At 67.4% G+C, this 24,661-nt stretch carries 33 protein-coding genes; 16 read left to right on the plus strand and 17 right to left on the minus strand.

Annotated elements, in window-relative coordinates; genetic code table 11:
* Both KXC43_RS42570 and KXC43_RS42575 read right to left on the minus strand, forming a co-directional pair.
* On the minus strand, positions 1-211 hold a 211-nt coding region (locus KXC43_RS42570; RefSeq protein ID WP_438870952.1), incomplete at its 3' end, for an SPFH domain-containing protein.
* 74 nt (positions 212-285) lie between these two features.
* Positions 286-741 (minus strand): NfeD family protein, encoded by a 456-nt coding sequence (locus KXC43_RS42575; RefSeq protein ID WP_221381967.1) that lies wholly within the window; start codon positions 739-741, stop codon positions 286-288.
* A gap of 597 nt (positions 742-1,338) precedes the next feature.
* On the opposite strand from KXC43_RS42575, the gene KXC43_RS42580 reads away from it, so the two are divergent.
* From KXC43_RS42580 to KXC43_RS42590, 3 genes are all read left to right on the plus strand, one after another.
* Positions 1,339-2,292, plus strand: a complete 954-nt coding sequence (locus KXC43_RS42580; RefSeq protein WP_221381968.1) for a universal stress protein — start codon at positions 1,339-1,341, stop codon at positions 2,290-2,292.
* 134 nt (positions 2,293-2,426) lie between these two features.
* Positions 2,427-3,560: a PP2C family protein-serine/threonine phosphatase gene (locus tag KXC43_RS42585; RefSeq protein ID WP_221381969.1), complete on the plus strand. Its 1,134-nt coding sequence runs from the start codon at positions 2,427-2,429 to the stop codon at positions 3,558-3,560.
* A complete protein-coding gene (locus KXC43_RS42590) occupies positions 3,557-4,570 on the plus strand; it encodes a potassium channel family protein (protein ID WP_308129515.1) in 1,014 nt (337 codons plus the stop codon). Before KXC43_RS42585 ends, KXC43_RS42590 begins: the two co-directional genes overlap by 4 nt.
* A gap of 78 nt (positions 4,571-4,648) precedes the next feature.
* Here the strand turns inward: KXC43_RS42590 and KXC43_RS42595 are convergent, their stop codons facing one another.
* Entirely contained in the window at positions 4,649-5,065 is a 417-nt protein-coding gene (locus KXC43_RS42595; RefSeq protein WP_221381970.1) for a PRC-barrel domain-containing protein, read from the minus strand.
* A 104-nt stretch (positions 5,066-5,169) separates the two neighbouring features.
* On the opposite strand from KXC43_RS42595, the gene KXC43_RS42600 reads away from it, so the two are divergent.
* From KXC43_RS42600 to KXC43_RS42615, 4 genes are all read left to right on the plus strand, one after another.
* Positions 5,170-5,850 carry a type 2 periplasmic-binding domain-containing protein gene (locus tag KXC43_RS42600; RefSeq protein ID WP_221381971.1) on the plus strand — a complete coding sequence of 227 codons (681 nt, stop codon included), beginning with the start codon at positions 5,170-5,172 and terminating at the stop codon, positions 5,848-5,850.
* 652 nt (positions 5,851-6,502) lie between these two features.
* Positions 6,503-7,786: a hypothetical protein gene (locus KXC43_RS42605; RefSeq protein ID WP_221381972.1), complete on the plus strand. Its 1,284-nt coding sequence runs from the start codon at positions 6,503-6,505 to the stop codon at positions 7,784-7,786.
* Between the two features lie 39 nt (positions 7,787-7,825).
* Positions 7,826-8,476 (plus strand): DUF6461 domain-containing protein, encoded by a 651-nt coding sequence (locus KXC43_RS42610; RefSeq protein WP_221381973.1) that lies wholly within the window; start codon positions 7,826-7,828, stop codon positions 8,474-8,476.
* Between the two features lie 598 nt (positions 8,477-9,074).
* Positions 9,075-9,233: a hypothetical protein gene (locus tag KXC43_RS42615; RefSeq protein WP_221381974.1), complete on the plus strand. Its 159-nt coding sequence runs from the start codon at positions 9,075-9,077 to the stop codon at positions 9,231-9,233.
* Positions 9,234-10,043: 810 nt separating this feature from the next.
* On the opposite strand, the gene KXC43_RS42620 is transcribed toward KXC43_RS42615, so the two are convergent.
* Complete coding sequence (locus KXC43_RS42620; protein ID WP_498370581.1) at positions 10,044-10,334, minus strand: STAS domain-containing protein; 291 nt, start codon at positions 10,332-10,334, stop codon at positions 10,044-10,046.
* A gap of 62 nt (positions 10,335-10,396) precedes the next feature.
* Between KXC43_RS42620 and KXC43_RS42625 the strand changes: the two genes are divergently transcribed.
* Entirely contained in the window at positions 10,397-10,624 is a 228-nt protein-coding gene (locus KXC43_RS42625) for a hypothetical protein (protein ID WP_221381976.1), read from the plus strand.
* 100 nt (positions 10,625-10,724) lie between these two features.
* Here KXC43_RS42625 and KXC43_RS42630 read toward each other — a convergent pair whose 3' ends face one another.
* From KXC43_RS42630 to KXC43_RS42660, 7 genes are all read right to left on the minus strand, one after another.
* Positions 10,725-10,994, minus strand: a complete 270-nt coding sequence (locus tag KXC43_RS42630) for a GlsB/YeaQ/YmgE family stress response membrane protein (RefSeq protein ID WP_221381977.1) — start codon at positions 10,992-10,994, stop codon at positions 10,725-10,727.
* Positions 10,995-11,162: 168 nt separating this feature from the next.
* Entirely contained in the window at positions 11,163-12,131 is a 969-nt protein-coding gene (locus tag KXC43_RS42635; protein ID WP_221381978.1) for an alpha/beta fold hydrolase, read from the minus strand.
* Positions 12,132-12,211: 80 nt separating this feature from the next.
* Positions 12,212-12,385 (minus strand): CsbD family protein, encoded by a 174-nt coding sequence (locus KXC43_RS42640; protein ID WP_221381979.1) that lies wholly within the window; start codon positions 12,383-12,385, stop codon positions 12,212-12,214.
* A gap of 90 nt (positions 12,386-12,475) precedes the next feature.
* Positions 12,476-13,792 (minus strand): hemolysin family protein, encoded by a 1,317-nt coding sequence (locus tag KXC43_RS42645; RefSeq protein ID WP_221381980.1) that lies wholly within the window; start codon positions 13,790-13,792, stop codon positions 12,476-12,478.
* A 49-nt stretch (positions 13,793-13,841) separates the two neighbouring features.
* Entirely contained in the window at positions 13,842-14,000 is a 159-nt protein-coding gene (locus tag KXC43_RS42650) for a hypothetical protein (protein WP_221381981.1), read from the minus strand.
* 39 nt (positions 14,001-14,039) lie between these two features.
* On the minus strand, positions 14,040-14,318 hold the full coding sequence (locus tag KXC43_RS42655) for a GlsB/YeaQ/YmgE family stress response membrane protein (protein WP_221381982.1): 279 nt from the start codon (positions 14,316-14,318) through the stop codon (positions 14,040-14,042).
* Between the two features lie 45 nt (positions 14,319-14,363).
* Positions 14,364-14,693: an STAS domain-containing protein gene (locus KXC43_RS42660; protein WP_221381983.1), complete on the minus strand. Its 330-nt coding sequence runs from the start codon at positions 14,691-14,693 to the stop codon at positions 14,364-14,366.
* A gap of 143 nt (positions 14,694-14,836) precedes the next feature.
* Between KXC43_RS42660 and KXC43_RS42665 the strand changes: the two genes are divergently transcribed.
* Genes KXC43_RS42665 through KXC43_RS42675 form a run of 3 tightly spaced genes read left to right on the plus strand, consistent with a single transcriptional unit; the run spans position 14,837 to position 17,426 of the window.
* Entirely contained in the window at positions 14,837-15,514 is a 678-nt protein-coding gene (locus KXC43_RS42665) for a response regulator transcription factor (RefSeq protein WP_221381984.1), read from the plus strand.
* Positions 15,511-16,863, plus strand: a complete 1,353-nt coding sequence (locus tag KXC43_RS42670; RefSeq protein WP_221381985.1) for a HAMP domain-containing sensor histidine kinase — start codon at positions 15,511-15,513, stop codon at positions 16,861-16,863. The genes KXC43_RS42665 and KXC43_RS42670 overlap by 4 nt, the downstream gene beginning before the upstream one ends.
* Positions 16,860-17,426 carry a GerMN domain-containing protein gene (locus KXC43_RS42675; protein WP_221381986.1) on the plus strand — a complete coding sequence of 189 codons (567 nt, stop codon included), beginning with the start codon at positions 16,860-16,862 and terminating at the stop codon, positions 17,424-17,426. Before KXC43_RS42670 ends, KXC43_RS42675 begins: the two co-directional genes overlap by 4 nt.
* A gap of 665 nt (positions 17,427-18,091) precedes the next feature.
* Here KXC43_RS42675 and KXC43_RS42680 read toward each other — a convergent pair.
* Positions 18,092-18,733 (minus strand): DUF7002 family protein, encoded by a 642-nt coding sequence (locus tag KXC43_RS42680; protein WP_221381987.1) that lies wholly within the window; start codon positions 18,731-18,733, stop codon positions 18,092-18,094.
* 584 nt (positions 18,734-19,317) lie between these two features.
* A complete protein-coding gene (locus KXC43_RS42685) occupies positions 19,318-19,842 on the minus strand; it encodes a TetR/AcrR family transcriptional regulator (protein WP_221381988.1) in 525 nt (174 codons plus the stop codon).
* Between the two features lie 137 nt (positions 19,843-19,979).
* On the opposite strand from KXC43_RS42685, the gene KXC43_RS42690 reads away from it, so the two are divergent.
* On the plus strand, positions 19,980-20,351 hold the full coding sequence (locus KXC43_RS42690; RefSeq protein ID WP_221381989.1) for a nuclear transport factor 2 family protein: 372 nt from the start codon (positions 19,980-19,982) through the stop codon (positions 20,349-20,351).
* On the opposite strand, the gene KXC43_RS42695 is transcribed toward KXC43_RS42690, so the two are convergent.
* From KXC43_RS42695 to KXC43_RS42705, 3 genes are all read right to left on the minus strand, one after another.
* Positions 20,340-20,594 (minus strand): DUF1800 family protein, encoded by a 255-nt coding sequence (locus KXC43_RS42695; RefSeq protein WP_308129516.1) that lies wholly within the window; start codon positions 20,592-20,594, stop codon positions 20,340-20,342. The genes KXC43_RS42690 and KXC43_RS42695 overlap by 12 nt on opposite strands.
* Positions 20,533-21,294, minus strand: a complete 762-nt coding sequence (locus KXC43_RS42700) for a tyrosine-type recombinase/integrase (RefSeq protein WP_221381990.1) — start codon at positions 21,292-21,294, stop codon at positions 20,533-20,535. Before KXC43_RS42700 ends, KXC43_RS42695 begins: the two co-directional genes overlap by 62 nt.
* Positions 21,295-21,387: 93 nt before the next feature.
* Entirely contained in the window at positions 21,388-21,621 is a 234-nt protein-coding gene (locus KXC43_RS42705; RefSeq protein WP_221381991.1) for a hypothetical protein, read from the minus strand.
* 18 nt (positions 21,622-21,639) lie between these two features.
* Here KXC43_RS42705 and KXC43_RS42710 point away from each other — a divergent pair, with 18 nt between their 5' ends.
* The 3 genes from KXC43_RS42710 to KXC43_RS42720 all read left to right on the plus strand — a co-directional run bounded on the left by KXC43_RS42710 (position 21,640) and on the right by KXC43_RS42720 (position 22,654).
* Complete coding sequence (locus KXC43_RS42710; RefSeq protein WP_221381992.1) at positions 21,640-21,855, plus strand: hypothetical protein; 216 nt, start codon at positions 21,640-21,642, stop codon at positions 21,853-21,855.
* Positions 21,856-22,234: 379 nt separating this feature from the next.
* Positions 22,235-22,486, plus strand: a complete 252-nt coding sequence (locus KXC43_RS42715; RefSeq protein WP_221381993.1) for an RNA polymerase sigma factor — start codon at positions 22,235-22,237, stop codon at positions 22,484-22,486.
* A 3-nt stretch (positions 22,487-22,489) separates the two neighbouring features.
* On the plus strand, positions 22,490-22,654 hold the full coding sequence (locus tag KXC43_RS42720; RefSeq protein ID WP_221381994.1) for a hypothetical protein: 165 nt from the start codon (positions 22,490-22,492) through the stop codon (positions 22,652-22,654).
* A gap of 302 nt (positions 22,655-22,956) precedes the next feature.
* Here the strand turns inward: KXC43_RS42720 and KXC43_RS53390 are convergent, their stop codons facing one another.
* Positions 22,957-23,217 (minus strand): CU044_2847 family protein, encoded by a 261-nt coding sequence (locus KXC43_RS53390; protein ID WP_221382066.1) that lies wholly within the window; start codon positions 23,215-23,217, stop codon positions 22,957-22,959.
* 151 nt (positions 23,218-23,368) lie between these two features.
* Between KXC43_RS53390 and KXC43_RS42730 the strand changes: the two genes are divergently transcribed.
* Complete coding sequence (locus KXC43_RS42730) at positions 23,369-24,460, plus strand: IS630 family transposase (RefSeq protein ID WP_308129517.1); 1,092 nt, start codon at positions 23,369-23,371, stop codon at positions 24,458-24,460.
* Positions 24,461-24,661 lie beyond the last annotated feature (201 nt).

The raw sequence follows: 24,661 nt of genomic DNA on the forward strand, positions 1-24,661 counted from the left end.
CCAGGTTGTCGGAGGTGATCACCGGCTGCGGCGGGAACGAGACGACCTGCTCGCGCATGTCGACCTTGCTGCGCACCTTGTCGACGAACGGCACCAGCAGGTTCAGACCGGGGCTGAGGGTTTTTCGGTAACGTCCCAGGCGCTCCAGGACGTCCATTCGCTGCTGCGGCACGATTCTGATGGTCTTGATCAGAACGATGACAGCGAACATGACGAGAAGAGCGACAAGGCTACCGACGATCGCATCCATGGTGCGTACTCCTCCGTACGTCGAATAACAGTGCACTACTGCTGACGATCGGCTGAGCCCAGCAGATCATCGCGCCACACCAATGCGGTGCCCTGGTTCAGATCGACGACGCTGACCCGCTCGCCAGGAGGGTATGAGCCGGAGCCTTCGAGAGCCCGCGCCTGCCAGAACTCACCGCCGACCTTCACCATGCCGCGATCGGCATTCACGTGTTCCACCACGACGGCCGAAGCGCCCTGTATCGGTTCTGTGCCCAGGCCGTCCGGACCCGGCCGGCGTAGGTGGCGACGCAGCACCGGTCGCAGCGCCACGACAGTCGCAGCCGACACCCCGACAAAAACGCCCGCTTGCAGCGGTACGGGCGCGCCGAGGGCAGCAGCCGCAGCCGCGGCGACCGCGCCGGCCGAGAACATGATCAAGAAAAGGGTGGCCGTGAAAATTTCCGCGACGGCCAGAACCGTACCCAGAATAATCCACAAAATCACGTCCATGATTCGATACTTGCACGGCTCCGCAGATTCGGCCATGAGAGTTTGCTGAGGATGACGGACAAAGCCAACGACGTCTTGTTGTCATATAAAAGTCATCATTTCGTGCACCGTCCGACATTATTTTCATAAACCCGATCGTGCTTGCCCGCCGCAGCCTCTCGCCCGCGATCGGATACGAACGCTGTCCGATCCGGCACGCCCCGGACTCGGCACCGATCCACCGTGGAACAGGCACCGCTAGCTTTCCCGGTGCCAAGATAACCGTGCTCGGAGAGCCTCAGTCCTGAATGAAAGAAGATCCCGGCGCTGTTCATACCAGCACCGTTGATGCGAACTGGTGTCTGTGTGCGATTCCTGCAGAATAATCGGAAAGAAACCGGCACATGGCTGGGGGCGATACGTCCGTGAAAAGCCGATCAAGTGGCCGCGTCGGCCTTTGTCACACGATGAAGATGCCGCCGAAGGCTTTCCGCCATGTGCCGGGTGATTACTTGAACCAGACCAGTTCGGGTGAACAGCGTCGGCGGGATCGACTGGGAACCACGTCGACGTGGCATGCCACCGGGCCACCCATTAACCGTCTCTGAGGGAGTCGCTATGCCGGACGTTCAGCCGCAGACACGCCGGACCGCCGGCTTGCACGGCCCCGCTACGGTCGTCGTCGGCGTGGATGGCACCGACGGCGCCATCACCGCCGTGCGCTGGGCGGCAACCCATGCCCGGGCAACCGGCGCCCGGTTGCAACTCATCGAGGCTGTCAAGGAGTCGGTGAGCGCGACGATCACCCTGCCCGCGCCGGTGAGCTTCACGGGCGTCGCCCCCCGCTCCAGGGCACGTCCCGGCGGGCGCGCGCTGGCGCTGGCCACCGCGGAGGCCCGCCTGTTCGCCCCGAACGTCGAGATTTCCGGCCGCATCGAGCTGGGCGGCGGCGCAGACGTACTGGTCGCCGCATCGGCCGGCGCGGACTTGCTGGTCGTCGGCTCGCGGGGTCCGGGCCGGCTGTCCGGATCACTGGCCGGTTCGGTCGGTATGCGGGTAGCGACGCAGGCGCACTGCCCCACCGCAGTGATCTGCGGCGACGGTGACGCCAACGGACCGGTGGTGGTGGCGGTCGACGGGTCGCAGACTTCGATACCGGCCCTGCGATTCGCCTTCGCCGAGGCAGCCCGCCGGCGCGCGGGCCTGATCGCCGTGCACGCCTGGACGCCGCCGGTCATACCGATCGGGGCCGGACAGTCCATCGTCCACCCGATGGCCACTGATCCGGTTCGTACCGAGCTACGCCGGGCCGCCGGACGACTGGTGACCAGCGTGATGGCGCCGTGGCGCTCCGCGTTCCCGCACGTCGACGTCGTCGAACTGGTGCTGGAGAACTCAGCCGAGGTGGGCTTGCCGCACAGCACAGCGGGCGCAGTCCTGGCGGTTGTCGGCTCGCGCGGACGTGGCCGGCTTTCGAGCCTTCTGTTCGGCTCGACGAGCCAGGCGATGCTGAGCGGGGCCGACTGCCCGGTGGTCGTGGTCCGCGAGGCGCGCGCATCGAACGACTCGTGACGATCGTGCCCGCTCGGCCGTTCTCAACGCGATCCAGTACGGACCGGCGATGGAAGAACCGGGCTCGTCAGGCTTGGAGGTACGGGCCCGCCCGATGGCGAGGTCTGCCGTTGGCATTGACATTCGTGGCGACGGTGGGCGCCGTCGACCTCGTGTTCCGGTCACGGGCGGTGTTCATGGGCTTTCTGGCGTTGGCGCCGCTGTTCGCGGCTGCCGGGGAAAGCGCTCGCCGGACAGCTTTCGTGGCTCTGACCGCTTCGGTGGTCGCGGTATCAGCCGGGCTGGTGAACGGCATCTTCGGCAGTGTCGATCACCTGTTGCGGGTGGCGGTCGTGATCACCGTCGGCGTGGTCGCGGTGTACGTGGCCCGGGCCCGTGACTCACGGGAACAGCGGTTGCGGCAGCTGACTGCAATCGCCCAGGCCACTCAACGTGCGGTGCTGCGTACAGTCCCCGGCCAGATCGGTGACGTGGCGTTTGCCACGCGATATCTGTCGGCGTACGAGACCGCCGAGGTGGGCGGCGACTTCTACGAGGTTGTCGCCACGCCGTACGGCGTTCGGGCACTGCTCGGTGACGTCTGCGGCAAAGGGCTGGGCGGCGTGCGGCTGACTGCCACGCTCAACGGCGCCTTCCGCCAGTCCGCCGCTCAGCGGCGTGATCTGTCGCAGGTCGCCGTGGACCTGGATCGGGCCGTCGCTCAGGACGGTGATCGCACTGACGCCGGCGGGTTGAAATTCGCGACCGCGGTCCTGGTCGAATTCCGCGCCAAGGAGGTGGTGACGATCAACTGCGGCCACCTGTCGCCGATACTGTGTCGGCGTGACGGTGGCGTCCGGCTGCTGCACCCGAGTTGCCGTCACGTACCTCTCGGTCTCGGCTTAACTGTGCCGCCGCCCGTGCCGGACTGCCACACCTGGCAACCCGGCGACCGGTTGTTCCTTTACACCGATGGCCTGATCGAAGCCCGCGACGGCGAGGGCCAGTTCCTGCAAACGCGGCAGATCTATCCGCACCTGTCGGCGGAGAGCCGTGATACCTGCCTGGACGGTGTCCTCATCGAACTGCTCGAGCACACCGGGGGGCGTACCGGGGACGACGCGGCGCTGTTGCTCGCCGAGTACCGACCGGACGTAGCCGCGCATACTGCTCCGATGGCGTCCCCGTCAGGCATCACTGTGGACATACGCCGAGTCAGTGAGCGGCTCGTCGATACTGCCTCTGGAGGATTTGGTGCCGAGACGGTGACCGATACGGTGCGCGAGTGAACGGCGAGACGGACCGGGACGACGGTCGTGTTATCCTGCCCCTTCGGCGGCCCGGCCCTGTGCGCACCATGGCGATCCGCCTCGGGCTTGCGTTCGCCGCTGTAGTGACCATGAGCGTGACCGTGCTGCTCGACCGTGATGGGTACACCGACAACCATGACGGACAGGTCTCGTTCCTCGACGCCTTGTATTACGCGACGGTGAGCCTGTCCACCACCGGCTACGGCGACATCGTCCCGGTCTCGGACACGGCACGGTGGGTGAACGTCGCCGTGATCATGCCATTGCGGGTCTTCTTTCTCGTCCTACTGGTCGGCACCACCTTCGAGGTGCTCACCGCTCGTACTCGCCGACAATGGAAACTGAGCCGTTGGAGGGAAAAGTTGCGCGGGCACACGGTCGTCGTCGGATATGGCAACAAGGGCCGAGCCGCCGTCAAGGCGCTATGCGAGGGCGCCGACACAGAGCCGAGATTCGTCATCATCGACAGCGTGGCGACGATGGCCGAGGAGGCACGAGACGACGGCCATGCCGCAGTCGTCGGCGACGCCACCCGGGCAATGATCCTCAAGCACGCGGGCGTGGACAGCGCCACCCGCATCATCGTTGCGGCAGACCGGGACGACACGGCCGCACTCGTCACCTTGAGCGTTCGTCAGCTGAACCGCGATGCCGTTATCGCCGTCGCGGTCCGCGCCTCGGAGAACGTGCCACTGCTCCGGCAGAGCGGGGCCACGACAGTCATCACCTCTTCGGAGGCTGCCGGGCGTCTGCTGGGCCTCGCCGCCCAGAGCCCGGCCACCGGGGATGTGATCGGTGACCTGCTGATCCAGGGCCACGGCCTGCACCTCATCGACCGGCCGGCCCGACCGGAGGAGGTCGGATCCTCCCCCGCGGAGTGTGAGGACATGGTGCTTGCCGTGGTGCGAACGGGAAAGCTGGTGCGCTATGACCAGATCGGCGCCTTCGCTGCGGACGACCGACTGATCCAGGTACGGGCCCGCGCCTGACGACACGCGGCAGGGCAGGGAACTCGACCGCCCCGTGCGCGCACGCGCCGCCACCGGCGCCTCGCCCCTCGCCGCTGGTCAGCGGAAGATCCGGCCGTTGCGGGCGGCGGAGCCTGGGCCTCGGTAGGGGGTAGTCGCGTAATACTCGTACAGCTCGGAGAAGTGCTTGTCCCCGTCGATCAGGTCGGGGTCGTATCCCGGAGCGCCGGCGATCTGCACGCGAGATCGATCGATGATGACCTCGTCCTGCGTCCCGCGTTCCACCATGTTCGCGGGTACGTACAACGGCGTCGCTCCGACGCCGAAGAGTCCGCCGTGCTCGACCCGCAGCAGCCGCACCTTCTGCTGCTCCGGATCAATCAGCAGATCCTCGACCTTGCCGATCTCGTGACCGTCCTGGTCGACGACCTTGCGTCCGCGAATGTCCTGGCGGGGATCGAGCAAGAGATGACTGCTGTCGCTCAGTCGCGTCAAGGTGCCGAACTCTGAAGTCATGGTGATCTCCCTTTCCGCGGCCGGCGTACGCCCGGGGCTTCCCGATACGACCTCAAGAGTTGACCGCAGTCTCGACAATCGATCCGCTACTCCATGACAGCTGGATGACAACCCTGCGCCGGCTCCGCGGTGGACTGCTCCGCCGGCCACAGGGCATGTCTCGGTGCGATCCCGCCGAAGGGACGCTACGAACCTCATCCGCCTTCGGCGTCGCGGCCTCTCGGTTCCTGCGGCGCGTCGGTCGCCTGGCCGCCACGCCGTTGGTCCCTTTGAGGCTCCTGCAGGAGGAGACACTGCTGCTCTTCCCCCGCCAGCTTGCGCCCGCCTACTACGACGAGATCGTCGCCGCCTGCCAGCAAGCGGGCTTCTCACCCGACGTCCGTGCCTTCGACGAGCCACCCGTCAGCGCCTGGCTCGCTCGCCTCTCCAGCGGACGTGAGGTCGGGCTGGCCCCGTCGGCATTCGCAGAACACGCAGCACGAGCCGGCACCGAAATCGTGCGGCGCGATGTAACCGGGCCGTCCATCATGGCCAAGCTCTCGTTGACGTGGGCTTCGAACGATCCATCGCCGGCCATGGCGTGCGTCTTGGCCTCAGCCCGGCAGTGTGTGCCGTGCAGCAGATCACCGCGCTGGCCGCCCCACGACGGTCGGACGCACCGTTATCAGCTGTCCGGGCTGCTCGTCTGCGCGGTGTACGGGCGCCGGCCGGGGGTATGGGGTGAACGCGCGGCCGGGGTACCGCTGCTGGAACGGACACACCACAAGGCTGGCTATGAATTCTGACTGAGTGCGCACATCGAGGTCTCCACCCTGCGCAACGTCGGGTCACGAACCACCGGAACGGCAAGTTCGAGATTGTCGACTTCAACGACAACGCGTCAGTGGTCTGCTGAAGAGCGTCTCTCGGACCCCGGTCTGGTCCAGAGCAACGGCCTGCTCGGGCAGGAGAATGAAGTGCTGCCCCGGCCCCGGCGTACCTGCCCGCCACGACGACCCAAAGTTCGGCTACCGGTTCCTGGCCGAAAAAGCCCGCGCAGCCGGACAGCCGATGGTCGAACGCACCGCCGGCAACGCCCTGCACAACGTCGCAGCGCATGCACGGCTTGAACGTGCTACCCGCAGCCGCCGAGTCGAGCGGTCATCCGTCGGGGTCCTACCCTGGATGATGCCTCAAAGGCGGAACCGGGACACGACGCTGCTCAGCTCGACCGCCATCCGCGCCAGCCCGGCCGTTGCCTGCTGAGTCTCGGCGACGCCCTGGTTGGTGGCCCGAGCGGCCTGGGCAACGCCGGCGCATGTGACCTTCTCCTCAAGAGATTGAAGGTCATCGATGTTAATTTAAGGGCACGGAGGCTTCACCAATACGTTTCGTCGGCTGACGTGAGTCCTGAACGGACTGCGCCTCCGCGCGCCGGCCGAACGGGAAGGTGCCGTGTTGTTCAAGCGTCCTTTCTACGCCGCCACCATGACCGTCGCCGCGCTCACGATGGCGGCAACCGCCGTCCCCGCCTCGGCGGCCGCCGCCGAGTCCACCCACGGCCGGCTGATCACCACCGTCACACCTGAGCGCGCGAGCACGCCGGAGCCGATCACCACCGCGGTCCGCACCCTGGGCGCACAGCAGTGCACACCCACCCCCGCCGGGTCGCGGGAACGCCGAGCCGGCGGCGTGGCCTTCTGCGTCCGTTCCAGCAACGACACCGCAACCGCGTGGACGACGGCGAAAGCCGCAGCAGGCGACGCGCTCACCTGCTCGGTGACCGGCTCGAACCAGATGCGCTACCAGCGGTTCGAATCCTGCCTGAAGATCACCGTCTCCGGCACGCTGGTCAACTCCAACGGGACCCCGATCGGCACCGCCACGCTCAACTTCGTCAACAGCGTCACCCTCAACGCCACCTCCACGGCCTTCGACCAGCAAATAACCGCGACCGTGTCCAACACGACAGGCTCGGTCAGCCAGGTCGCGGTCAGCCTCACCGCGTCCTGCACCTCGGCCTGCAGAACCACCAAAGCGAACCCATGGACCGGTACCGCCCTGCTCAGCCGCGGACAATCCGCCACCGGCACCGTTTCGCACGCCGAAACCCTCGCCAAGAACACCCAGGACAGCTTCCGGTTGCGCTACAACGCATTCATCACCGTGCCCAACGCCATCCCCGCCCAGCCGACAGCCTCCTGGGACGGCACCATCGACATCCGCTGCGACAACGCCGTCACCGCCTCCCCCGGCTGCGTCTACCCCACCGCCATCCCCGACCTTCAACTGTCAGCCGGCACCTACAACGCAGCCGCCATCACCTACCTGTGGGCGCAGCTCTACCTTCCCGACAGCTGGGGCGCCGACACCCCGCTACGCCGGCTCGCCAGCGACTCCGCGGCCAACACCAACCGCAGCAGAACCTGCGAAGACGGCACCTTCATCCACCTGCCCGACCCGCCCATCGTGGACGACTCCTGCGACGAGTTCCCCTTCGCCAAAACCTACGAGGGCGGCACCCTAGGCAGCTTCTGCGCGGACATCGCACCCATCCTCGAAGACGGTCAGTGGCAGATCTACGAAGCCAACCCCAACAAGCCCGTCACCGGCAACGAACCCTGCGTCCGCGGCCACGTCAACCTCGACGACAACGAGGCCGCCGGTGGCGAGCTCGGCCGCTTCACCCAACGGGTCCGGCTGCTCGACCTCGACAAGTACACCCTGACCATCACCACCTGAACCCTCGAACCACCCACACCCAGCCGCTACCCTGGCACCGTGGACAACGACTGGGCCTGGGCGACACACGACGACAACCCCGGATTCTGTCTCACCTTCGTCCGGGACCGGGACCCCGCCACCGTGGCTCACCTGCTCGGTGGCGGGCCCCCGCAATCCATGACCCGTGAGGACGCCACCCACACCTATCCCCTCACTCTGCCCGGCAGCGTCCTGCGCCTGGGCGCCACCGAGACCTGGACGTACTGCTATGAGGACCGCGCCCCCACAGCCTCCCGCAAGGCCCTGCGGGAACGGTTGTCCGACGGCACCGACGTCGTGCAGGTCGTCAAGAGCGGCGACGGCATGACCATCGCCCGCCGCCTGAACAACGGCCGCACCCTCGAACAATTCGAACCAGGACCCACCGCCGCGCCCCGCGGCGACCATCCCGCGATCCTGCTCGAACTGGTCAACCGTGCCCTCACCGACCGGCCACACACCGGCAGGCTGGCCGCCGCGCTGCATGCCGCCGGCGAATACGTCGGCGCGGTCGTCACCCGGCAAGACCTCGACGGCCCCCTACCGACCTCCTACAGCACCCACCCACCCCACCCCACCCCACCACCGTCCACCCCCGCCCCGGCAGGCCTCGGACGACGCCTCGCCACCATCGCCATCCCCGGCCAACCCGGCGACCACACCACCTGAACGCCCTGCACACCGCCGGATGACTCCGTTGCGCCGCTCTGAGGCTCGTCGGTGCCGCGGCCGTCGGGTTCGGTGTCGCGGCTGTCGTGCCCGGTGCCCTCCTCCTCGCGCCGGTGAGCGTCGCGGGACAATGTTCCCACCACGCACCCACATACGGGTGAATCGGACCGAGCAATCACCGGTGGCCGTACACCGTGTCGGGTTCGAGTTCGTGCTCACGAGCCAGCACTCAGCCCTCGTGGACGTTTTGCAGGCTGTCACCCAGCCGCGGTTTTCGGATGCTGCCGGCACAACCGGCCGTACTCGGCCTTCGCCGCCGCCTCCGTCACGAAGCCGGACGGCCGTGCTTGCATCCGGATCCCGCCGTGGTCGCGGCCCGTTTCCAGCCGGAAGCCAAACAACCGTCACCGAATCTTGAGATCGCACCGGTATGGGACATGACTCGGCCCTCGGCGCCAGTCATGGCTCCAGATCGGCCACCGGCGACGATCTGTCTGGTACGGGCCGGTTGTCACGCGATTGTGCATGTTCCGGGGCATGCTTGCCACCCGGGACGGCCACGCTGAAACGGTCCATCATTTCCAGAAGGGAGTCTCTCGTGCGCACACTGCTCGTATGCCTGGCGGCTGCCGGACTGGCGACAGCCGTTGCCGGCGCGCTGATCCCGGTCGGATGGATGATTCTCGTCGGCGCCGCTGCGGTCATCGTGGCAGCAGGGATGGCCGCGCTGAACGCTCCGCTGTGGCGGCGGCGATGACGACCGCCTGTTTCCGTGCCTGCGGCAGTGGGCGTCGCTGTACTCGCCATCGTCGCGTGACCTCGGCGACGACATCTACCTCTACGTAGCACCGGAGGCGGCCGATCGTCTGTACGACAAGGCGCTCTGTACCCGCCGGAGCGAGGTGAGACGGGCGCTGTCGCCCTGGACGAGGCCACTGCTGACACCGCATATTGCCGGGGCATTCTCCGAGGGCTCAGGCGGAGATCGGGCACTGGATCTTGCCGGGGACTCCACACAGAGCCGGGAATCCGCACCTAGAAATGACAGCCAGCCCGGCAAGGGCCGGTAGATCAGATCTTCCAGGACCATTCCCCCAGCTAGCCCGGACCGGCGGCGCCGTCCATGGCGATGCCGCAAGGACGAACAGAGGAGCCAGTCTGCCTTGAGGCCCGCACTGATAAGGGCGACGATCACGCCGATCTCTGAAGGTCGCACAACCGTGCCGTTACGGCGCGACCGAACGACAGTGCAGGTGCGGCTACTGACCATGCCGCCCGAGATCGCGTGGACGGCTGGCCCGCCGCGGCTTTGACCGTGCAACTCGAGCGGCTGAACGGCACTCTCGAAGGCCAGGACTTCGACAGCTACCAACGCTAACGCCTGTGTTCCGGCCCGGCTGGAGGGGTGAGGTGCTGGCCAGGCGGTGGAGCGGCTGATCCATGAGGCAGCCCTCGTCGCCTCGACCCGGTCATTGGTCGTACCGACGGCACAACCGGGCCGCCCCGATCGGCATGGCGGCGACCGACGTTGCCGGCGTGGATGGTCCGCCTTCGCGGCCGGATCACGTCAGGCCGGCGCGGCACACTTGTGAGACAAGTCAAGGACGGCTTGCTCTCGGTCGCGGAACACCGGAAAGGCGCGTTCGAGACCGGCGCCGGCCAAAGTGCGCCACACCTTCGCCGGAGGTGCCAGCAGGCACAGTCTGCGTCCTCGGCGGCCGGCCAGCCTGTCCGCTTCGATCAGCGCGCCGAGGGAGGCCGCGTCGATCATGCTCACATCAGCGAGGTCGATGAGGACATCGACGCCTCGCGTGACGCCCGACAAGACACAGTCCTCCAGTGCCAGCTGGAACTTCAGTTCGAGGGTAAGGAACCGGCCCCCGGGTTCGGTTGCACCGGAACGACCCGTTCCGTACGCCGGTGCCGCACCGACACCACAAGGAACTGCTCGAAGCGGTCACGACGCCGACGAAGATGACGATCGCGCCTGCCGATTTCACCAGGCGGACCATGAGGTCGACGGCGCGCGACATCCCCTGGCTGAACTTGATCCATGCCGATCCGCGTGCCCCGCCCGGCCCGGCCAAACCCATTCGCGGGGCACCCTCGGCGGCCTCAGCGGTGACGAAGATGCCCACGCCGAGCTGAAACGCACGATCGGTCAGTCTCAAGTGGACCGCAAACCGCCAGCATTCTCGCCTGCACCTATCGCTCTCTCGTCGGGTGCAGGGGCAAGAATACGGCGGTATCAAGCCCGGCTTCGGCCTTTGGCGCCCGCAACGATGGCCACGCCGGCAGCGGCGACACCGATCTGGAGGGCGAGTTCGATCCAGTCGATGCCCGGGGTCTCGGCGACTCCGATGGCGCTGGCGAGCAGAGTACCGATGAACGCTGCGACGACGCCGATGAGCAGGGTCAGCCAGATCGGAATGTTCTGTTTACCGGGGACGACCAGGCGGCCCAGTGCGCCGATGATCAGGCCGATGATGATGGCGGAGATGATGCCGGAGATTTCCACGTTGACTACTCCTTGTATGCACGAATTTTGATGTATGCGACCGCTTTCCACTGGATTGGCTGGGCCAAACCTTGCAGGTCGACGATTGGATGTTCTGTCATTCGTTTGTCATATCTATACGGCTCTGCTCGCGTGTTGCTCGCATGCAAAGGTTGCACGTCGGCGGTGTCAGGCCGTGCTCGCTAGCGGCGGTGCGGCTGTGGGCTCGGCCACGTGGTGAACCCATCGGGCCACGTGATCGGCGACGTCGCCGCTGTTGGTCATCGGCAGCATGTGTCCTGCCCCAGGGAGGGTTTGCAGGTGGCTGTCGGGAAGTCGTGAGAGCAGGGTGAGTGCGGCGGGTTCGCTGACCTGCTTGTCGTGGTCGCCGTGCAATATCAGGGCGGGGACGTGAAGGTGTGGAGCGAGGCGGGATCCGTCGTCGCTGACGCTGGCCAGGGCGGTGCGGGCGAGCACATCGGGGTCGGTGGACAGGAACTCGCGGCACGCCTCGCGCACTGCCGGGGCGGGGTCGTCAGGGGTGAAGACTGTCCGCCGGGCTACCGCGCCGGTCAGGCGTTCGGCTGCTCGCAGCTGGATTGCTCCGCGTGCGGCCAGTTGCAGTGTCAGCAGCCACAGTCGGCGTACGGCGCTCCGCAGAAGTTTCGGCAGGCGGTGGCCGGGCAGGCCGGGCGCTGTGTGCCGCGAGCCCGCCGAGCCGGCGAAGACGACCGCGCCGATGCGGTCCAGGCGCTGCTGGGCGCGGGCGAGAATGATCTGCCCGCCCAGACTGTGTCCGACCAGGACGGCCTGTTCGTCGTGGCGGACGGTCGCGGCCAGGACGGCGTCGAGGTCGGCGGCCTGGGCCGGAACCTCGTAGTCGTTGGTTGGCGATGGTGCGCTGCGGCCGTGACCGCGAAGGTCGTAGGCGACCACCCGGTGCGCTGCGGCGAGCCGGTCGATCACCGGTTTCCAGGATCGGGTGGACAGGCCCAGGCCGTGCACCAACACGACCACGGGGGCGTTCGCGGGTCCCTTCGCGCTCACGAACAGCATGGTCCCGTCAGCGCCGATCACGTATCGCTCGTCCGTCGACGCCTCGGTGGTGGTGTGAGCGCGGGAAGAGCCGGACGGGCTCGTGCTAGGTGCTGTGGTCATGGTGTTCTCACTGTCTGTCGCTGCGGACGGAACCGGCCGGGGAGCCGCCGAACCTGCTGACGGCTCCCCGCATGGTGTGGTCAGGACTTGAAGGCGTCCTTGATGTTCTCGCCGGCCTGCTTGACGTTGGCGCCTGCCTGGTCGGTCTTGCCTTCGGCTTGCAGGTCCTTGTCGTCGGTGGCCTTGCCGGCGCCTTCCTTGACCTTGCCGGTTGCTTCTTCGGAGGCGTTCTTGATCTTGTCGTCGATACCCATCGTGTTCTCCTTCTCTTCGGTGGATGCGTGCTTGGGGATGGTTGGTCGTGCGGCCGCTCTGCGCCCGTGTGGGTTGCGAGCCCCGTGGCCCTATGCTGACGCCGGCTGCACCACGGGGTTCTGTGCATCGTCGGCGGGATAATCCGTGTGGGGGCGGAGCCGGATCTTGGTGATGGCGTGGCCGGTGACCTCGACGACCTGCGCGGTGTGCGCGCCGAGGTCGACTTGCTCACCGGGGGTGGTGGGGATGTGGCCGAGGCGGGCCAGGACCAGCCCGGCGATGGTGGTGTAGTCGCCGTCGGGTTCCTCGTCGAGGTCGACGCCGATGTCGGGCAGGTCGTGCAGGGGGAACGCGCCGGTCAGCAGCATCGCACCGTCGGGCTCGTGCGCGACGGCTTGCACATCGCGGTCGGTCTCGTCGTAGATTTCACCGACGACCTCCTCGACGAGGTCCTCCATGGTGACGATGCCGTCCACGGCGCCGCGTTCGTCGACGACCAGGGCGAACTGCTGGTGCTGCTGGCGCATCTGCCGCAGCGCGTCGGAGACCTTCAGCGTTTCCGGTACGAACAGCGGCGGGTTGGTGTGCTCACCGACCGTGCCGTCGGCGTTGACGAGGTCGCGTAGGTGCACGACGCCGACAACGTCGTCGAGGCCGACCGGTCCGGTCACCGGGGCGCGGGAATGCCCGGAGGCGATGAGTGTGCGTAGAGCGTCAGCGGTGGGCAGGGCGGCGCCAAGGTGGGTCACGTCGCGGCGCGGGACCAGGATCTCGCGCATGATCCGGTCGGCGATCTCAAAGGCGCCGCTGATGATGGTGCGCTGCTCGGCGGAGAAGCCGCCCTGGGTGGCGACCATGTCGCGGATTTCCTCGGTGCTGACCTCTTCGCGGGCGGCGTGCGGGTCGCCGCCGGTGAGCCGCACGACCAGGTCGGTGGACTTACCGAGCAGCCACACCGCGGGCCGGGACACGGTGGCGAGCATGTTCAGCGGGCGGGCGACGAGCAGTGCCCACCCTTCGGCTCGTTGCATGGCGATGCGTTTGGGTGCCAGCTCGCCCAGCACGAGGGTGATGTACGCCAGAACGATGGTGACCAGCACGACGGCGACGGGTTCGGCGGCGGAGCCGAGGAAGCTCAGCGGACCGATCAATGGTTCGGCCAGCGATACTGCCGCGGCGGCCGACGCCAGGAACCCGGCCAGGGTGATGCCGATCTGGATGGTGGCGAGGTACCGGTTCGGGTCGCGGGCGAGTTTGGCCAGGACCTGCCCGCCGCGCGAGGCGCGTTCCAGGCGTTGCAGCTGGCTGTCGCGCAGGGTGACCAGGGCCATCTCGCTGCCGGCGAACGCGGCGTTGATCAGCACCAGGATCAGCACCAGCGCCAGTTGTAACCCGTAGCCGGACATGCAGACTCACCTTTCGATTGAACGTTCACAGGCATGGCATGGCCAAGTGCTACTGCATAGCGCGGCGGGCGTGCACCACACCGAGGACGGCAGCCGCGACGAGCGCGACCAGTCCGATGATCAGCAGCCATTGGACGGCTTCGATGATGATGCCGAGCAGGATGAGCACGAGGGCGACGACGCCGACGGCGATCAGCAGTGCGCGCATGGGTGGCACCTCCACAGTGCGGTGGGACAGGGGGTGGGCTCAGCGCACCCCGGGCGTGCGGCGGCGTCCGGCGGTGCCGGCGACGACTGCCACTCCCAGAGCGGCCAAGCCGATCTGGATCAGCAGGGTGAGCAGGCTGAACCCGGAGGTGTCGATGCCGGCGGCGCGGGCGAGGATGGTGCCCAGCAGGGCTGCCACCACACCGATGGCCATGGTCAGCCAGACCGGGATGTTCTGCTTACCCGGAACGACCAAGCGCCCCAACGCGCCGACGAGCAATCCGACGATCAGCGCGGTGATGATTCCCGAAACAGTCATGGTCTACCTTTCCTTAGTCGTTTCTTCAGGCCGGTGCGTCTTCCTCTATCGGGCCTGCACCTCAACCGTCAGGACGTCGTCCACGCGGGTGAGGTGCAGGACGCGACGCACCAGCGGACAGGCCGATCGCAGCAGCAACTGCCCGCCGCCCTGGCAGGCCCGGCGATGCGTGGCCAGCAGCAGGTTGACGCCCACCGCGTCGAGGAACGGGCAGCCGGCCAGGTCCACGACCAGCCGTGTCGGGCGTAACCTCACCGCAGAGTCGAGTACGGCGCCGATCTCGCCCACGGATGCCAGGTCAAGGTCCTGCTCGATCCGGACGTGCACCACTGGGATCACCCCGCCGCCGGCCGCCGATATCACCGCTGTCGGCATCTCGCCACCTCCCGTCTCGCTTGCTACGAGGCTGCTCGGGCGGTGTGGCGGTCTCTGCCCGCACTTGTGTCAGTTCCGTGTCGACCTCGGTTAAGGCCATATGCCGGCGAGTGTTTCGACGCGGAGCGGGCAATGATGCGTGCATGAGCGCAGTGCTGGTGATCGAGGACGACGACGGGATCCGTGTGTCATTGATGCTGGCATTGGAAGACGAGGGATACACGGTGCGGGGGGCGGGCACCGGTGAGGACGGGTTGCACGCCCAGCGTTCTCAGCCGGCCGACACGGTTCTGGTCGACCTGATGCTGCCTGGGGTGGACGGGTTCGAGGTGATCCGGCAGCTGCGCCGTGACGACGACGTGCCGATTGTCGTGGTCAGCGCCCGCGACGACACCCATGACATCGTGGCCGCGCTGGAAGCCGGCGCCGACGACTACGTCACCAAGCCCGTCGCAGTAAAGGAATTGTCGGCGCGGCTGCGGGCCCTGCGCCGGCGCTCGCGTACCACGCTGGCCGAGCCGATCCCGGCCCTGCTGTTCGGCGACCTGGAGATCGTCCCGGAGGCGGGCGAAGTCCGGTTGGGCGGCAACGCGGTCGCATTAACCCGCACCGAGTTCCGGCTGTTGTGTGAGCTGGCCGAGCACCCGGGCCGGGTGCTGTCCCGCCAGCAGCTGCTGCAGCAGGTATGGGAGTACGACTTCGGCGACGAACGCATCGTCGATGTGCACGTCGGCCGGCTCCGCCACAAGATCGAACCCGATCCGCGCAACCCCCGGCATCTGGTCACTGTCCGTGGCCTCGGCTACAAAATGCAACGATGAAACGGGCTGGTCTGCGCACCCGGGTGACCGCCGGCTTCGCCGCCGGTGCGCTGGCACTGTCGGCGGCGATGGCGCTGGTGTCCTACCAGCTGACCCGCGACATGCTCATCGAGCAACGCGAACGCACCCTCGCCCGGGCCGCCACCTCGGACGCCGCCGTCGTCCGCACCGGCCTCGACAGCGACCAACCCGACATCGCGCAAGCACTGCGCGCCCTCGACACCGGCGAGAATCGGCAGGCGGTACTGCACAGCGGCGGCACCTGGTACGCCGTCGAAGCCGGCGTCGACGTCGAGACCGCCATCCCGCAAACCCTGCAGGACTTCAGCCAGCCCGGCCGCGCCGGGATGCAAAGAATCCACACCGACGGCCGACCCGCCCTGGTAGTCGCGGTACCACTGTCGGCGTCGACCACGTTCTACGAGATCGGCTCCCTCACCGAACTCGAATCCACCCTGTACCTGCTCGCTCTCAGCCTCACCGTCGCAGCGATCATGACCGCAGCGGCCGGGGCGGCGCTGGGCTGGTACACGACCCGCCACGCCCTGCAACCGCTCGCGGCGGTCGCCGCCGCCGCCGAATCCATCACCGCCGGCGGCTACGGCACCCGCCTCGACCCCACCACTGAACCTGACCTCGAACGGCTCACCGCCTCGTTCAACCACATGGTCGACGAAATGTCGCAACGCCTGCAACACGACCGGCGCTTCGCCGCCGACGTCAGTCACGAACTGCGTTCTCCCCTGCAGACCCTGTCCGCGGCCACCAGCGTCCTGACCCGCCGCCGCGAACACCTCGACACGCGCACCGCGACCGCCGCCGACCTCGTCGCCACCCAGGTCACCCGCTTCCAGGCCCTCGTCACCGATCTGCTCGAACTTGCCCGAAGTGACCAGCCCGCCGAACGCGCCCCGACCGACATCGCCGCCCTGGCCCGCCAGGCCTGCCGTACCCGTGACCTGCCCGACAGCCTCGTCACCGTCGACGCCGGCGTCGACACCACCTGGCACATCGACCGGCGACGCATCACCCAACTGCTCGGCAACCTGATCGACAACGCCGTCCGGTACGCCGGCGCACCCACCGCCGTACGCGTCAGCGCCACCGCCACCACGTGCTACCTGGACGTCGACGACCGAGGCCCTGGCATCACCGACGACGAAAAGCAGGTCATCTTCGGCCGGTTCGTCCGCGGACGCAGCGCCGCACGGGCTACCACCGACGGCACCGGCCTCGGGCTGGCCCTTGTCACCCAACACGCCCACGCCCATGGCGGGCGCGTCTTCGTGCACGACCGACCCGGCGGCGGCACCCGGTTTCGCGTCGAACTCCCCCGGTGCACCCCATGAACCGCCGCCTCGCCGCGCTGACCACCACCATCGCCCTGCTGCTGGCAGCCTGCGGTCTACCCGCAGAACAGACACCGCGCGAGCTACCTCCATCGCGGGGGCTGTCCGACCCCATAGAACCGGCCGAACCCCCGCGGCCTGAAGGCACCGTCGCACAGCCCGTCTACTTCGTACGCAATGACAAACTCGTCGCCGTGATCCGCCGAACCCGCACACCCACGACCGTCGACGACCTGCGTCAGGCCCTGCAGGCCGGCCCAACCGAAGCTGAAGAAGACACCGATATCAGCAGCGCCCTGACCGGCTCGATCACCATTACCGGCATCCGTATCACCGACACCACCGCCACCGTCGAGGTGATCGACAGCCTCACCGACACCAACCGCACCGACGAGATCCTCGCCTTCGGCCAGATCGTCTGCACCCTCACCAGCCAGCCCGACATCACCGACGTCACATTCCTGCGCAACGGCCAACCACTCGACATCCCCAGCGGAGACGGATCGCTGTCCGAACAACCAGCCACGGCCGAGGACTACAAGACCCTCATCGCACCGGCATAGACCATGACGCACACCCTCGGCAGTGTGAAACGGAGGGCGTCCGGATCACGACAGGCAAGGACACGTCTCTTTGACGGCCAGTTGCTCGGCCTGCGGACCGCGCAAACCGCCAGATGCGCCGATATCCACGCCACCGCGACCGGCTATCTCCCACCCAGCAACATCATCGATCACCCTGCGAGAAAGCCTTGGCAAGCCACGGGGTCTGAGTCGAAGAACTCCTGACCCGGATAACAACCACCTGCGCGAACGAGTCCGCCGCGCACCCGGAAGCCGATATCCATTGACCCCCACACAAGATTGGATCGAGCATGACTATGGCCAGCGGCACCGCCGCGGTCATCATCGGAGCCGAACGGATCCGGCGGTCCGGGGCCAAGGTCGAGTACATGGTGTGCGCCGGAGCGCGCCATCAGCGTGGGCGAGCTGTTCGGACGCGGCTCGCCGGACTTCGACTTCGACGGCGCGTGGCGGGCTGTGCAGCCGAAGGACGCACTGACACTGATCTACACCGTGGGGCCGGCGCTACAACGGGCCTTCGCGTACCTCGTCTTCGCCGTCGCCGCATTCGTCGTCGTTCAGGCGATCACCAACCCGTTGTGTGCGTGCCGCTGGACTGCCGGACGGACACAACACCATCCTGTGAGCGGGAGAAGGTGCCGGACTCAGCCGGCGGCGCCTTCGATCTCGTCGGTCAGGTCGAGAATGTCAGCGACGGCGTCCAGCACGGTGACCTCCACCAAGGCGCCGTCGCGGCCGTGCCGGCGGCGATATTCGTCGTAGGGGTAATCGGCGATCGGCAGCCAGGATCGGTGCCCACGCATGGGATGGTTTTTCTGCGTCACTGCCCCGGAGTTGAGCCGGCAGAGTTCGATTCGTGGGCCGTGCCGCTCGACGAGGGCGCGGGTGTCGACGTGGAGGACGACTTGGTCCTCGGTGCGGTACTCCTTCGCTCGGCGGAGCCGGTCCAGTCGCTCGGGGCTGGCCCAGAAGAAGACCCGGGAATTGATCGCGGCCAAGTATTCAGCCAGCGAGGAGTCGCGATCGATCTTCTCCGCGAGGAATTTCATCGGCTTCTGATCGCGGATCACGGCCGGCGGCATGCCGGGTGCGCGCAGGACGGTCGATCGCCGGCGGGGTGCGCGCAGGAGTCGGTCACGCTCGGCGGCGTCGAGGCCGAACAGGTCGATCAGTCGCTGTGTGGACAGCAGGCCGTGCCGCTGCACCGACGGCCATGCGGTCGCCGACATCGTGTGGAAGACCCGCGGATGGCGCGCGATCAGTTGCTCGACTTCCATGCCGGCCATGATGCCGGAAGCCCGCCCGTGCGGGCCACACGGGGAACGCCGACACCGAGGTCGCGTTCACGACGGACCGCACGTCCCGGCGGAGAGAAACAGGGCCGTCGGCGCCTCGCCCGCAGCACCGCCGACCTGGAGACTGCCGTCGTCGCCGCTCAGGTCTAAGCGGACGTTTGCAACGCCCGCGACAGCGGCGCCGACGGGACACGGACCTTCTTTCCTGAACGGCAACCGGATCAACGGCTCGCTCCAAAAACTGATCACCGCCGTGGAACGGGCGGCCGGTCCCCCGGCTGGGCCAAGACCGACCGGCTGACCGCATCGCGCCCCCCGATCGCTGCGGCCACCCGGGAGCGGTGAGGCCGCCGCACCGTCGGGAAAACGGCATCCCGGCTTCCGGCGTAGGGCAACGTGTCTTGTCCGGGTTGCGACCCGACAACTGGAACAACGTCATGGTGGACGACGTCATTCAAGTCCTCAGCCGCGTGCCCGCGCCCCGCACGGATCTCACCGACATCGACGTTCACGACCCGCACTTGAGCTGGAACCAAATGCTCCCGAAAATGCGCACAGCGTCCGGTACGGGCCGGTCACTCCGCCGCTCGACATACTCTGAGCGCGCTTTCCCGAAATGCCACGCGGGCTTGGTCCTGCGTCATCCGGCCGGCGATGACCTCCTGACCTGCGGCGTGGCCGAGGCCGATGATCGCCGCGAGGTACCAGGTGGTGGTCATCGCGCGGTCGAACTCGCCATGTTGGCGCCCCCGCTCGAGGAGCCTGATCAGTCCGCCCGTTATCGGTTCGTGGCGCTCCTGCTCGTCGCCGTCCGGCACCACAATCGCCGGCGTGAGCAACACCGGGTAGCGCTCCACCAGCGACCAGCTTGCGTCGACCCAACGTCCCAGCGCTTCGGCGGCGCTGCCGCTGTCGAGATCGAGGTCGCCGAGCCCGCGAGCGACCTCAGCGGTGATGTGCCGCGTCACCGCGCGCAGCAACGCGTCGCGGGAGGAGTAGTGCGCGTAGATCGTCTGGCGGGAGACGCCGGCGGCCGCGGCGATCTCGTCCATCGACGCGTCGGGCTGCCGGCCCAGCAGCGCGACAGCGGCGTCCAGCACTGCGGCGACGCTACGCCGCGCGTCGGCACGCTGCCGCCGCCTCGGCTCCTGTAGTTCAGACACGGTTGTCAAATTTACCGGAGGGCTCTAAATTTGACAGAACTGTCAGAGCTACGTCGCCCGATGGGGAACTGGGCATGAATGTCACCGTCGCCACCTACCTCACCCGATATCCGCAAGAAGTCACCTTCGGCGAGCACGACGCAGCAACGGTATTCGACCGCTACCACACGCCGGACTTCGTCATGTGCAACAACGGCGTCCCGCTCGACCGGGACAAGTTGCTCGCGCACGTGCGGCCGGCCCGTAAGCGTGCCAAGAGCGTTCGCGTCGAGGTGCACGAGACTCTCAGCACGGCCGACCGGGTAGCCGCGCGGTACACCCTGACCGCGGAGATGGCCACAGGAAACACGATCACCACCGAGATCTACATGTTCGGCCGGCTCTCGGCGGACGGACGACTCCAGCACATCGACCAGATCACCCGCGACGTGCCGTCACCACGATGACCCGGCTGCTGCCGTCACCGGTCGGGCCGTCACTGCCGGCCTCGCGCCGAGCCCGAGCGTGAACAGTTCCATCACCTCGCGGGCCAGGTTCTCGTTGGGCGCCTTCCGGGTGTTCTTCTGCCCGTCCAGCCAGATGATCAGGGCGGGGTCACGCAGCATCGCCCGGACGAGCGGTCCGGTGTCACCGGTGCCGTAACGCCGGAACGTCGCCTGCTGGGCGAGCATCAGGTGGGCCGAGCGCACCTTGCGGACGCTGGTCGCCCAGTGCCCGTGCCAGAAGAACATGAGCTTCTCGGGTCGTCAGCGGCCGGCCGTTGCGGTAACGCAACATCTGATCTTCTGGCTGGTGGGCGCCGCGGGTCTGGGCGTGGTCGAGCAAGTAGTCGGCGAGGTCGAGGCTGACCGGCTGCCAGCGCAGTGTTCCGCCTTTCTCACGGAGCCGGATCAGGGCGCATACAGCGTCGAGGTCGCACAGGCGCAGGGCGAGGGCGCCGCCGCGCCGGCACGCGGTCTCGGTGTGCAGGCGCAGCAGCAGCGCGTCCAAGGCGGTGTCGTTGCCGCTGGTGCGGACCACCGTGTGGATCTCGGCCAGCTTCGAGGCGGTGAGGGCGCGGCGGGGGCTGGGCAGCCGGCGGGGTTTGGCGACGCGGTGCGCGGGGCTGGCCTCGGCGGGCAGGTAGCCGTCGGCGATGGCCCGGTTGAAGAGCGCGCGGGCGGCCGCGACGGCATCTTCGCCGGCGTGCCGGCCACCGCGGCCGTTACGCCGGGGTACCGCGCGGGCGGCGTCGTGTTTGAAGGCTTCGACGTCGGTGGCCCGGATGTCGTCCAGGGGCCGGTCGCCCCAGACGGCGGCCATCCGTCGCCAGTGGTTGCCGTAGGTGCGGTGGGCGCCCGGACCGGCGGCGGCTTCGACCCGGGCCACATATTCAATGACAGTCGGCATGCGGGCGGTGCGGCGGGCGGCGTCGAACTCGGCGGCGCTGACGCCCAGCGGCCAGGGCCCGGCCGATCCGGTCGACGCGGTTCGGGTCGGCGGTCATGGTTGATCGGCGCCCGTGGCGAGGTAGTGGGCGGCGAGCAGGCCGGTGAGCAAGGCCGGCGGGTGCACGATCAGCACCTGCCGGCGGGGCACGGCGACGATCGCAACGCGGGTGTCGCGGTGCAGTCCGGCGCTGGTCCGGGCCGGGGCCGGCACGGCGATCTCGCCGCGAGTGCCGACAGCAAACTGGCCGGCGGATACGGCGGTGAACTGCACGACCTGCTCGGCCACCTCAAGGCGGAGTGACTGGTGAGGCGTCTAGTGCAGGGCGGCCATGACGGTGCGGCTGGTGAACCGGCCGGAGGCGTCCAGGCGGGCCAGGTCCAGCACCAGCAGCTCACCGTCCGCGGGCGGTTGCGGTGCCCGGACAGCCGGGGTGAGCAGTGGGACGATCGGGCGGGACCGCCGGCGCGCGGGCGGGATCAGCGCCTCGACCGCGAGTTCGAGGCGACCTCGGGAATCTGACGGGGCCTACCCGTTCATGTCCTTCACAGTCGGCACCGCAGGCGCACAACTGAGGGGCAAGCGGAAGGTCAGATCGCCCGGTGGGCCTCACGGTTTCGGTCATTACCGGCGGGTGACACCAATTAGGCCGCGTCCCGCCTGCGCCGAATCTTGGTGGGATTCCACCAAGATCGGTGTCCGGAGGGGGACATGAATCCCCATGCACCTGACTCCCGAGGACCGGACGCGGCGAATTGTCCGTTCCAGCCTCCACCGATCGCACCAGCGGATACCCATTGGTGGGTGAGCATGTAGGAGGTGAGCACTGGCATGCAGTAGACGCCCCATTCTCGCGCTGTATCGGACTTGGAGCCGATGCAGGCGTGAACGCGAGAGTGAGATGCGTACCGCGCCGCGCGATGCCTGGGTCCAGACGTTCGACGCCAATGAAGACGTAGACAAGGTCCTCTACCTGCTTGAGGAATTGCCGCCGGCTCAGCGCGAGGTGCTCGTCATGGCCGAAGAGGGGATCCCCGACAAGGAAATCGCCGCGATCATTGGAAAGAAGGAGGCGACGGTGCGCTCCACCCTGCGGCATGCCCGCGAGAAGGTGACGAACGCGCTGAACCTTAAACGACCAGGAAGGAGGTAAACCATGGACCGTTATACGGACCTTGACCGTCTGATGGACCGTGCGTCCAAGGCCGCCCTCGAGTCCCTGGACGCCAAGGTCGACGTCCAGCAGCGGCTCCGCCAGCTGTTCGAACGGGCCGGCTTGGACCCTGAGCGGGCCGACATCCAGCGACCCGGCTCCATCTGACCTGCCTCGCCGAACTTCAGGCGTTACCGCCCAGCGCGAACCGCGACCTGGTCCACGAGTACGCCGCTGTCGAAGACGAGGTTGAGGCGACCTTCCAGAACGGCACCAGCGCCCGGGCGATCAGTGCCGATGCTAACCGGCTGGGCCCGCGTCCGCGTGATGGCAACACCTGAGCTTGTGCCTTTGCCATCACGGGCGACTACGGGGGCAACCGCGCCGCGCCGCGCTACTCCGAACCCTATGACCTACCGGGCTCGTGAGGATCTCGGCCAGCCACGTCGACAGCTCGTCAGGCAAGAGTCTCAGCCGGATGGTGGCGGTGGGGTTCGTCGCCAGGTGAGGTTGATCTTAAAGTTGGCGGTGGATCCGAGAGCAGCGATGAAGGCCGTCCCGGTCTGCGAGGTCAATTGGATGGCGAACTCGACGGTGACTTCATCCGGAGCGTGAGCCAGACCGGTGAGGTTAGCGAGCAGCGCGTCGGCGGCCGGCCCACGTTGCTGACGGCCTGGTCGAACGTTTCGGTCAGCCGCTGCGGGGTCTGGTCCTGGCGTTGTTCGCGCCAGCCGCGGGTGACGACCTCGCCAGCGTCGCCGGTATCGGTGCTATCGACTTGGACTAGTGCCCCGTCTTTGAACGTTGGCCGTGTAATCCGTCGGTTCTGGCGACGTTTCGGGCAGGCTGTCCCTGTCGCTGTTGTGTGGGAGGTGGTGCCGGGTGGGCCGACGCCCGGAAGTGTTCGTGCGAGCGCTGTCGATGGCCGAAGGTCAGCGGCTGCAGAAGATCACGCGGACCGCGAAACATCCGGTCAAGCTGCGGCGGGCGATCGTCGTTCTGATGTCGGCCCAGGGCCAGCCGGCACCTGACATCGCGCATCTGCTCAAGGCCACCGACGACTACGTCCGTGATGTGATCCACGCGTTCAACGAACGGGGGTTCGACGCGCTGGACCCAAAATGGAGCGGGGGCACACCGAACAAGATCAGTGAACAGACCCGAGACTGGATCTGCGTGATCGCCCGGTGTGACCCCCGATTCCTGGGCCGGCCGTTCTCCGGCTGGTCGCTTTCCAAGCTGCGCGACTACCTGATCGAGGCCGGGCACGTCGAGACGATCAGCATCGAGACCGTCCGGCGGATCCTGCATGAACGCGGCGTCACCTGGCAGACGTCGAAGACCTGGAAAGCCAGCAACGACCCCGACTTCACGTCGAAGATGCGAACGATCCTCGACCTCTACGACCACCCACCGGCCGGCGGCCGGGTCGTCTGCGTCGACGAGTTCGGGCCGCTGAACCTGCAACCCCGGCCCGGCAAAGCCTGGAAACCGCAAGGCCAACCGGTCCGGCTCCGGGCGACCTACCACCGCGACGCAGGTGTCCGGCACATGATCGCCAGCCTCGACCTGGCCACCGGGAAGATCCACTACCGGATCCGGGATCGCAAACGCTCGGGCGAGTTCCTCGACTTCCTCAAAAGCCTGCGCCGCCGCTGGCCAGACCAGACACTGCACCTGATCCTGGACAACTTCTCCCCGCACAAACACCCCACCGTCCGGGCCTGGTGCCAGGCCAACCAGGTTGAGCTGGTGTTCCTGCCGACCTACAGCTCCTGGCTGAACTGGATCGAAGCCGAGTTCGCCGCTCTGCGCTACTTCGCCCTCAACGGCACCGACCACCGCTCCCACGCTGAGCAAGACACCGCGATCGGTGACTACATCCGCTGGCACAACCAGCGCGCCCGACCAAAGACCGGATACGCCACCAACTCAAAGATCCGCCACCCCGATTACCCATTCAAGGCCGCGTGACGAGGCACTAGCTGGCTCTGCCATCCACAGCGGGAACGCCTGATCGCTCGCCGCAACGGTCATTGTCCCCGATCGACGGGGAACATGCGGCGGGTGCGACGGAGGAAGCCAGAATTGGCTTCCGCTACCACCATTTACTTGTTGAGGGCTTTTGTTGCGTGGAGATCCGACAAGGTCGCCGCAACCGGCAATACGGACGTC

It is taken from the genome of Paractinoplanes polyasparticus, assembly GCF_019710575.1.
Classification (GTDB): domain Bacteria; phylum Actinomycetota; class Actinomycetes; order Mycobacteriales; family Micromonosporaceae; genus Actinoplanes; species Actinoplanes polyasparticus.

Excerpts from the sequence above, each read along its gene's own strand:
- KXC43_RS42680 (WP_221381987.1), bottom strand. The coding sequence starts at position 18,733 with ATGGCCGGCATGGAAGTCGAGCAACTGATCGCGCGCCATCCGCGGGTC.
- KXC43_RS42580 (WP_221381968.1), top strand. The coding sequence starts at position 1,339 with ATGCCGGACGTTCAGCCGCAGACACGCCGGACCGCCGGCTTGCACGGC.
- KXC43_RS42575 (WP_221381967.1), bottom strand. The coding sequence starts at position 741 with ATGGACGTGATTTTGTGGATTATTCTGGGTACGGTTCTGGCCGTCGCG.
- KXC43_RS42700 (WP_221381990.1), bottom strand. The coding sequence starts at position 21,294 with ATGCCGACTGTCATTGAATATGTGGCCCGGGTCGAAGCCGCCGCCGGT.
- KXC43_RS42645 (WP_221381980.1), bottom strand. The coding sequence starts at position 13,792 with ATGTCCGGCTACGGGTTACAACTGGCGCTGGTGCTGATCCTGGTGCTG.
- KXC43_RS42635 (WP_221381978.1), bottom strand. The coding sequence starts at position 12,131 with ATGACCACAGCACCTAGCACGAGCCCGTCCGGCTCTTCCCGCGCTCAC.
- KXC43_RS42655 (WP_221381982.1), bottom strand. The coding sequence starts at position 14,318 with ATGACTGTTTCGGGAATCATCACCGCGCTGATCGTCGGATTGCTCGTC.
- KXC43_RS42600 (WP_221381971.1), top strand. The coding sequence starts at position 5,170 with ATGACAACCCTGCGCCGGCTCCGCGGTGGACTGCTCCGCCGGCCACAG.
- KXC43_RS42670 (WP_221381985.1), top strand. The coding sequence starts at position 15,511 with ATGAAACGGGCTGGTCTGCGCACCCGGGTGACCGCCGGCTTCGCCGCC.
- KXC43_RS42640 (WP_221381979.1), bottom strand. The coding sequence starts at position 12,385 with ATGGGTATCGACGACAAGATCAAGAACGCCTCCGAAGAAGCAACCGGC.
- KXC43_RS42660 (WP_221381983.1), bottom strand. The coding sequence starts at position 14,693 with ATGCCGACAGCGGTGATATCGGCGGCCGGCGGCGGGGTGATCCCAGTG.
- KXC43_RS42720 (WP_221381994.1), top strand. The coding sequence starts at position 22,490 with ATGGACCGTTATACGGACCTTGACCGTCTGATGGACCGTGCGTCCAAG.
- KXC43_RS42715 (WP_221381993.1), top strand. The coding sequence starts at position 22,235 with ATGCGTACCGCGCCGCGCGATGCCTGGGTCCAGACGTTCGACGCCAAT.
- KXC43_RS42690 (WP_221381989.1), top strand. The coding sequence starts at position 19,980 with ATGAATGTCACCGTCGCCACCTACCTCACCCGATATCCGCAAGAAGTC.
- KXC43_RS42665 (WP_221381984.1), top strand. The coding sequence starts at position 14,837 with ATGAGCGCAGTGCTGGTGATCGAGGACGACGACGGGATCCGTGTGTCA.
- KXC43_RS42675 (WP_221381986.1), top strand. The coding sequence starts at position 16,860 with ATGAACCGCCGCCTCGCCGCGCTGACCACCACCATCGCCCTGCTGCTG.
- KXC43_RS42650 (WP_221381981.1), bottom strand. The coding sequence starts at position 14,000 with ATGCGCGCACTGCTGATCGCCGTCGGCGTCGTCGCCCTCGTGCTCATC.
- KXC43_RS42595 (WP_221381970.1), bottom strand. The coding sequence starts at position 5,065 with ATGACTTCAGAGTTCGGCACCTTGACGCGACTGAGCGACAGCAGTCAT.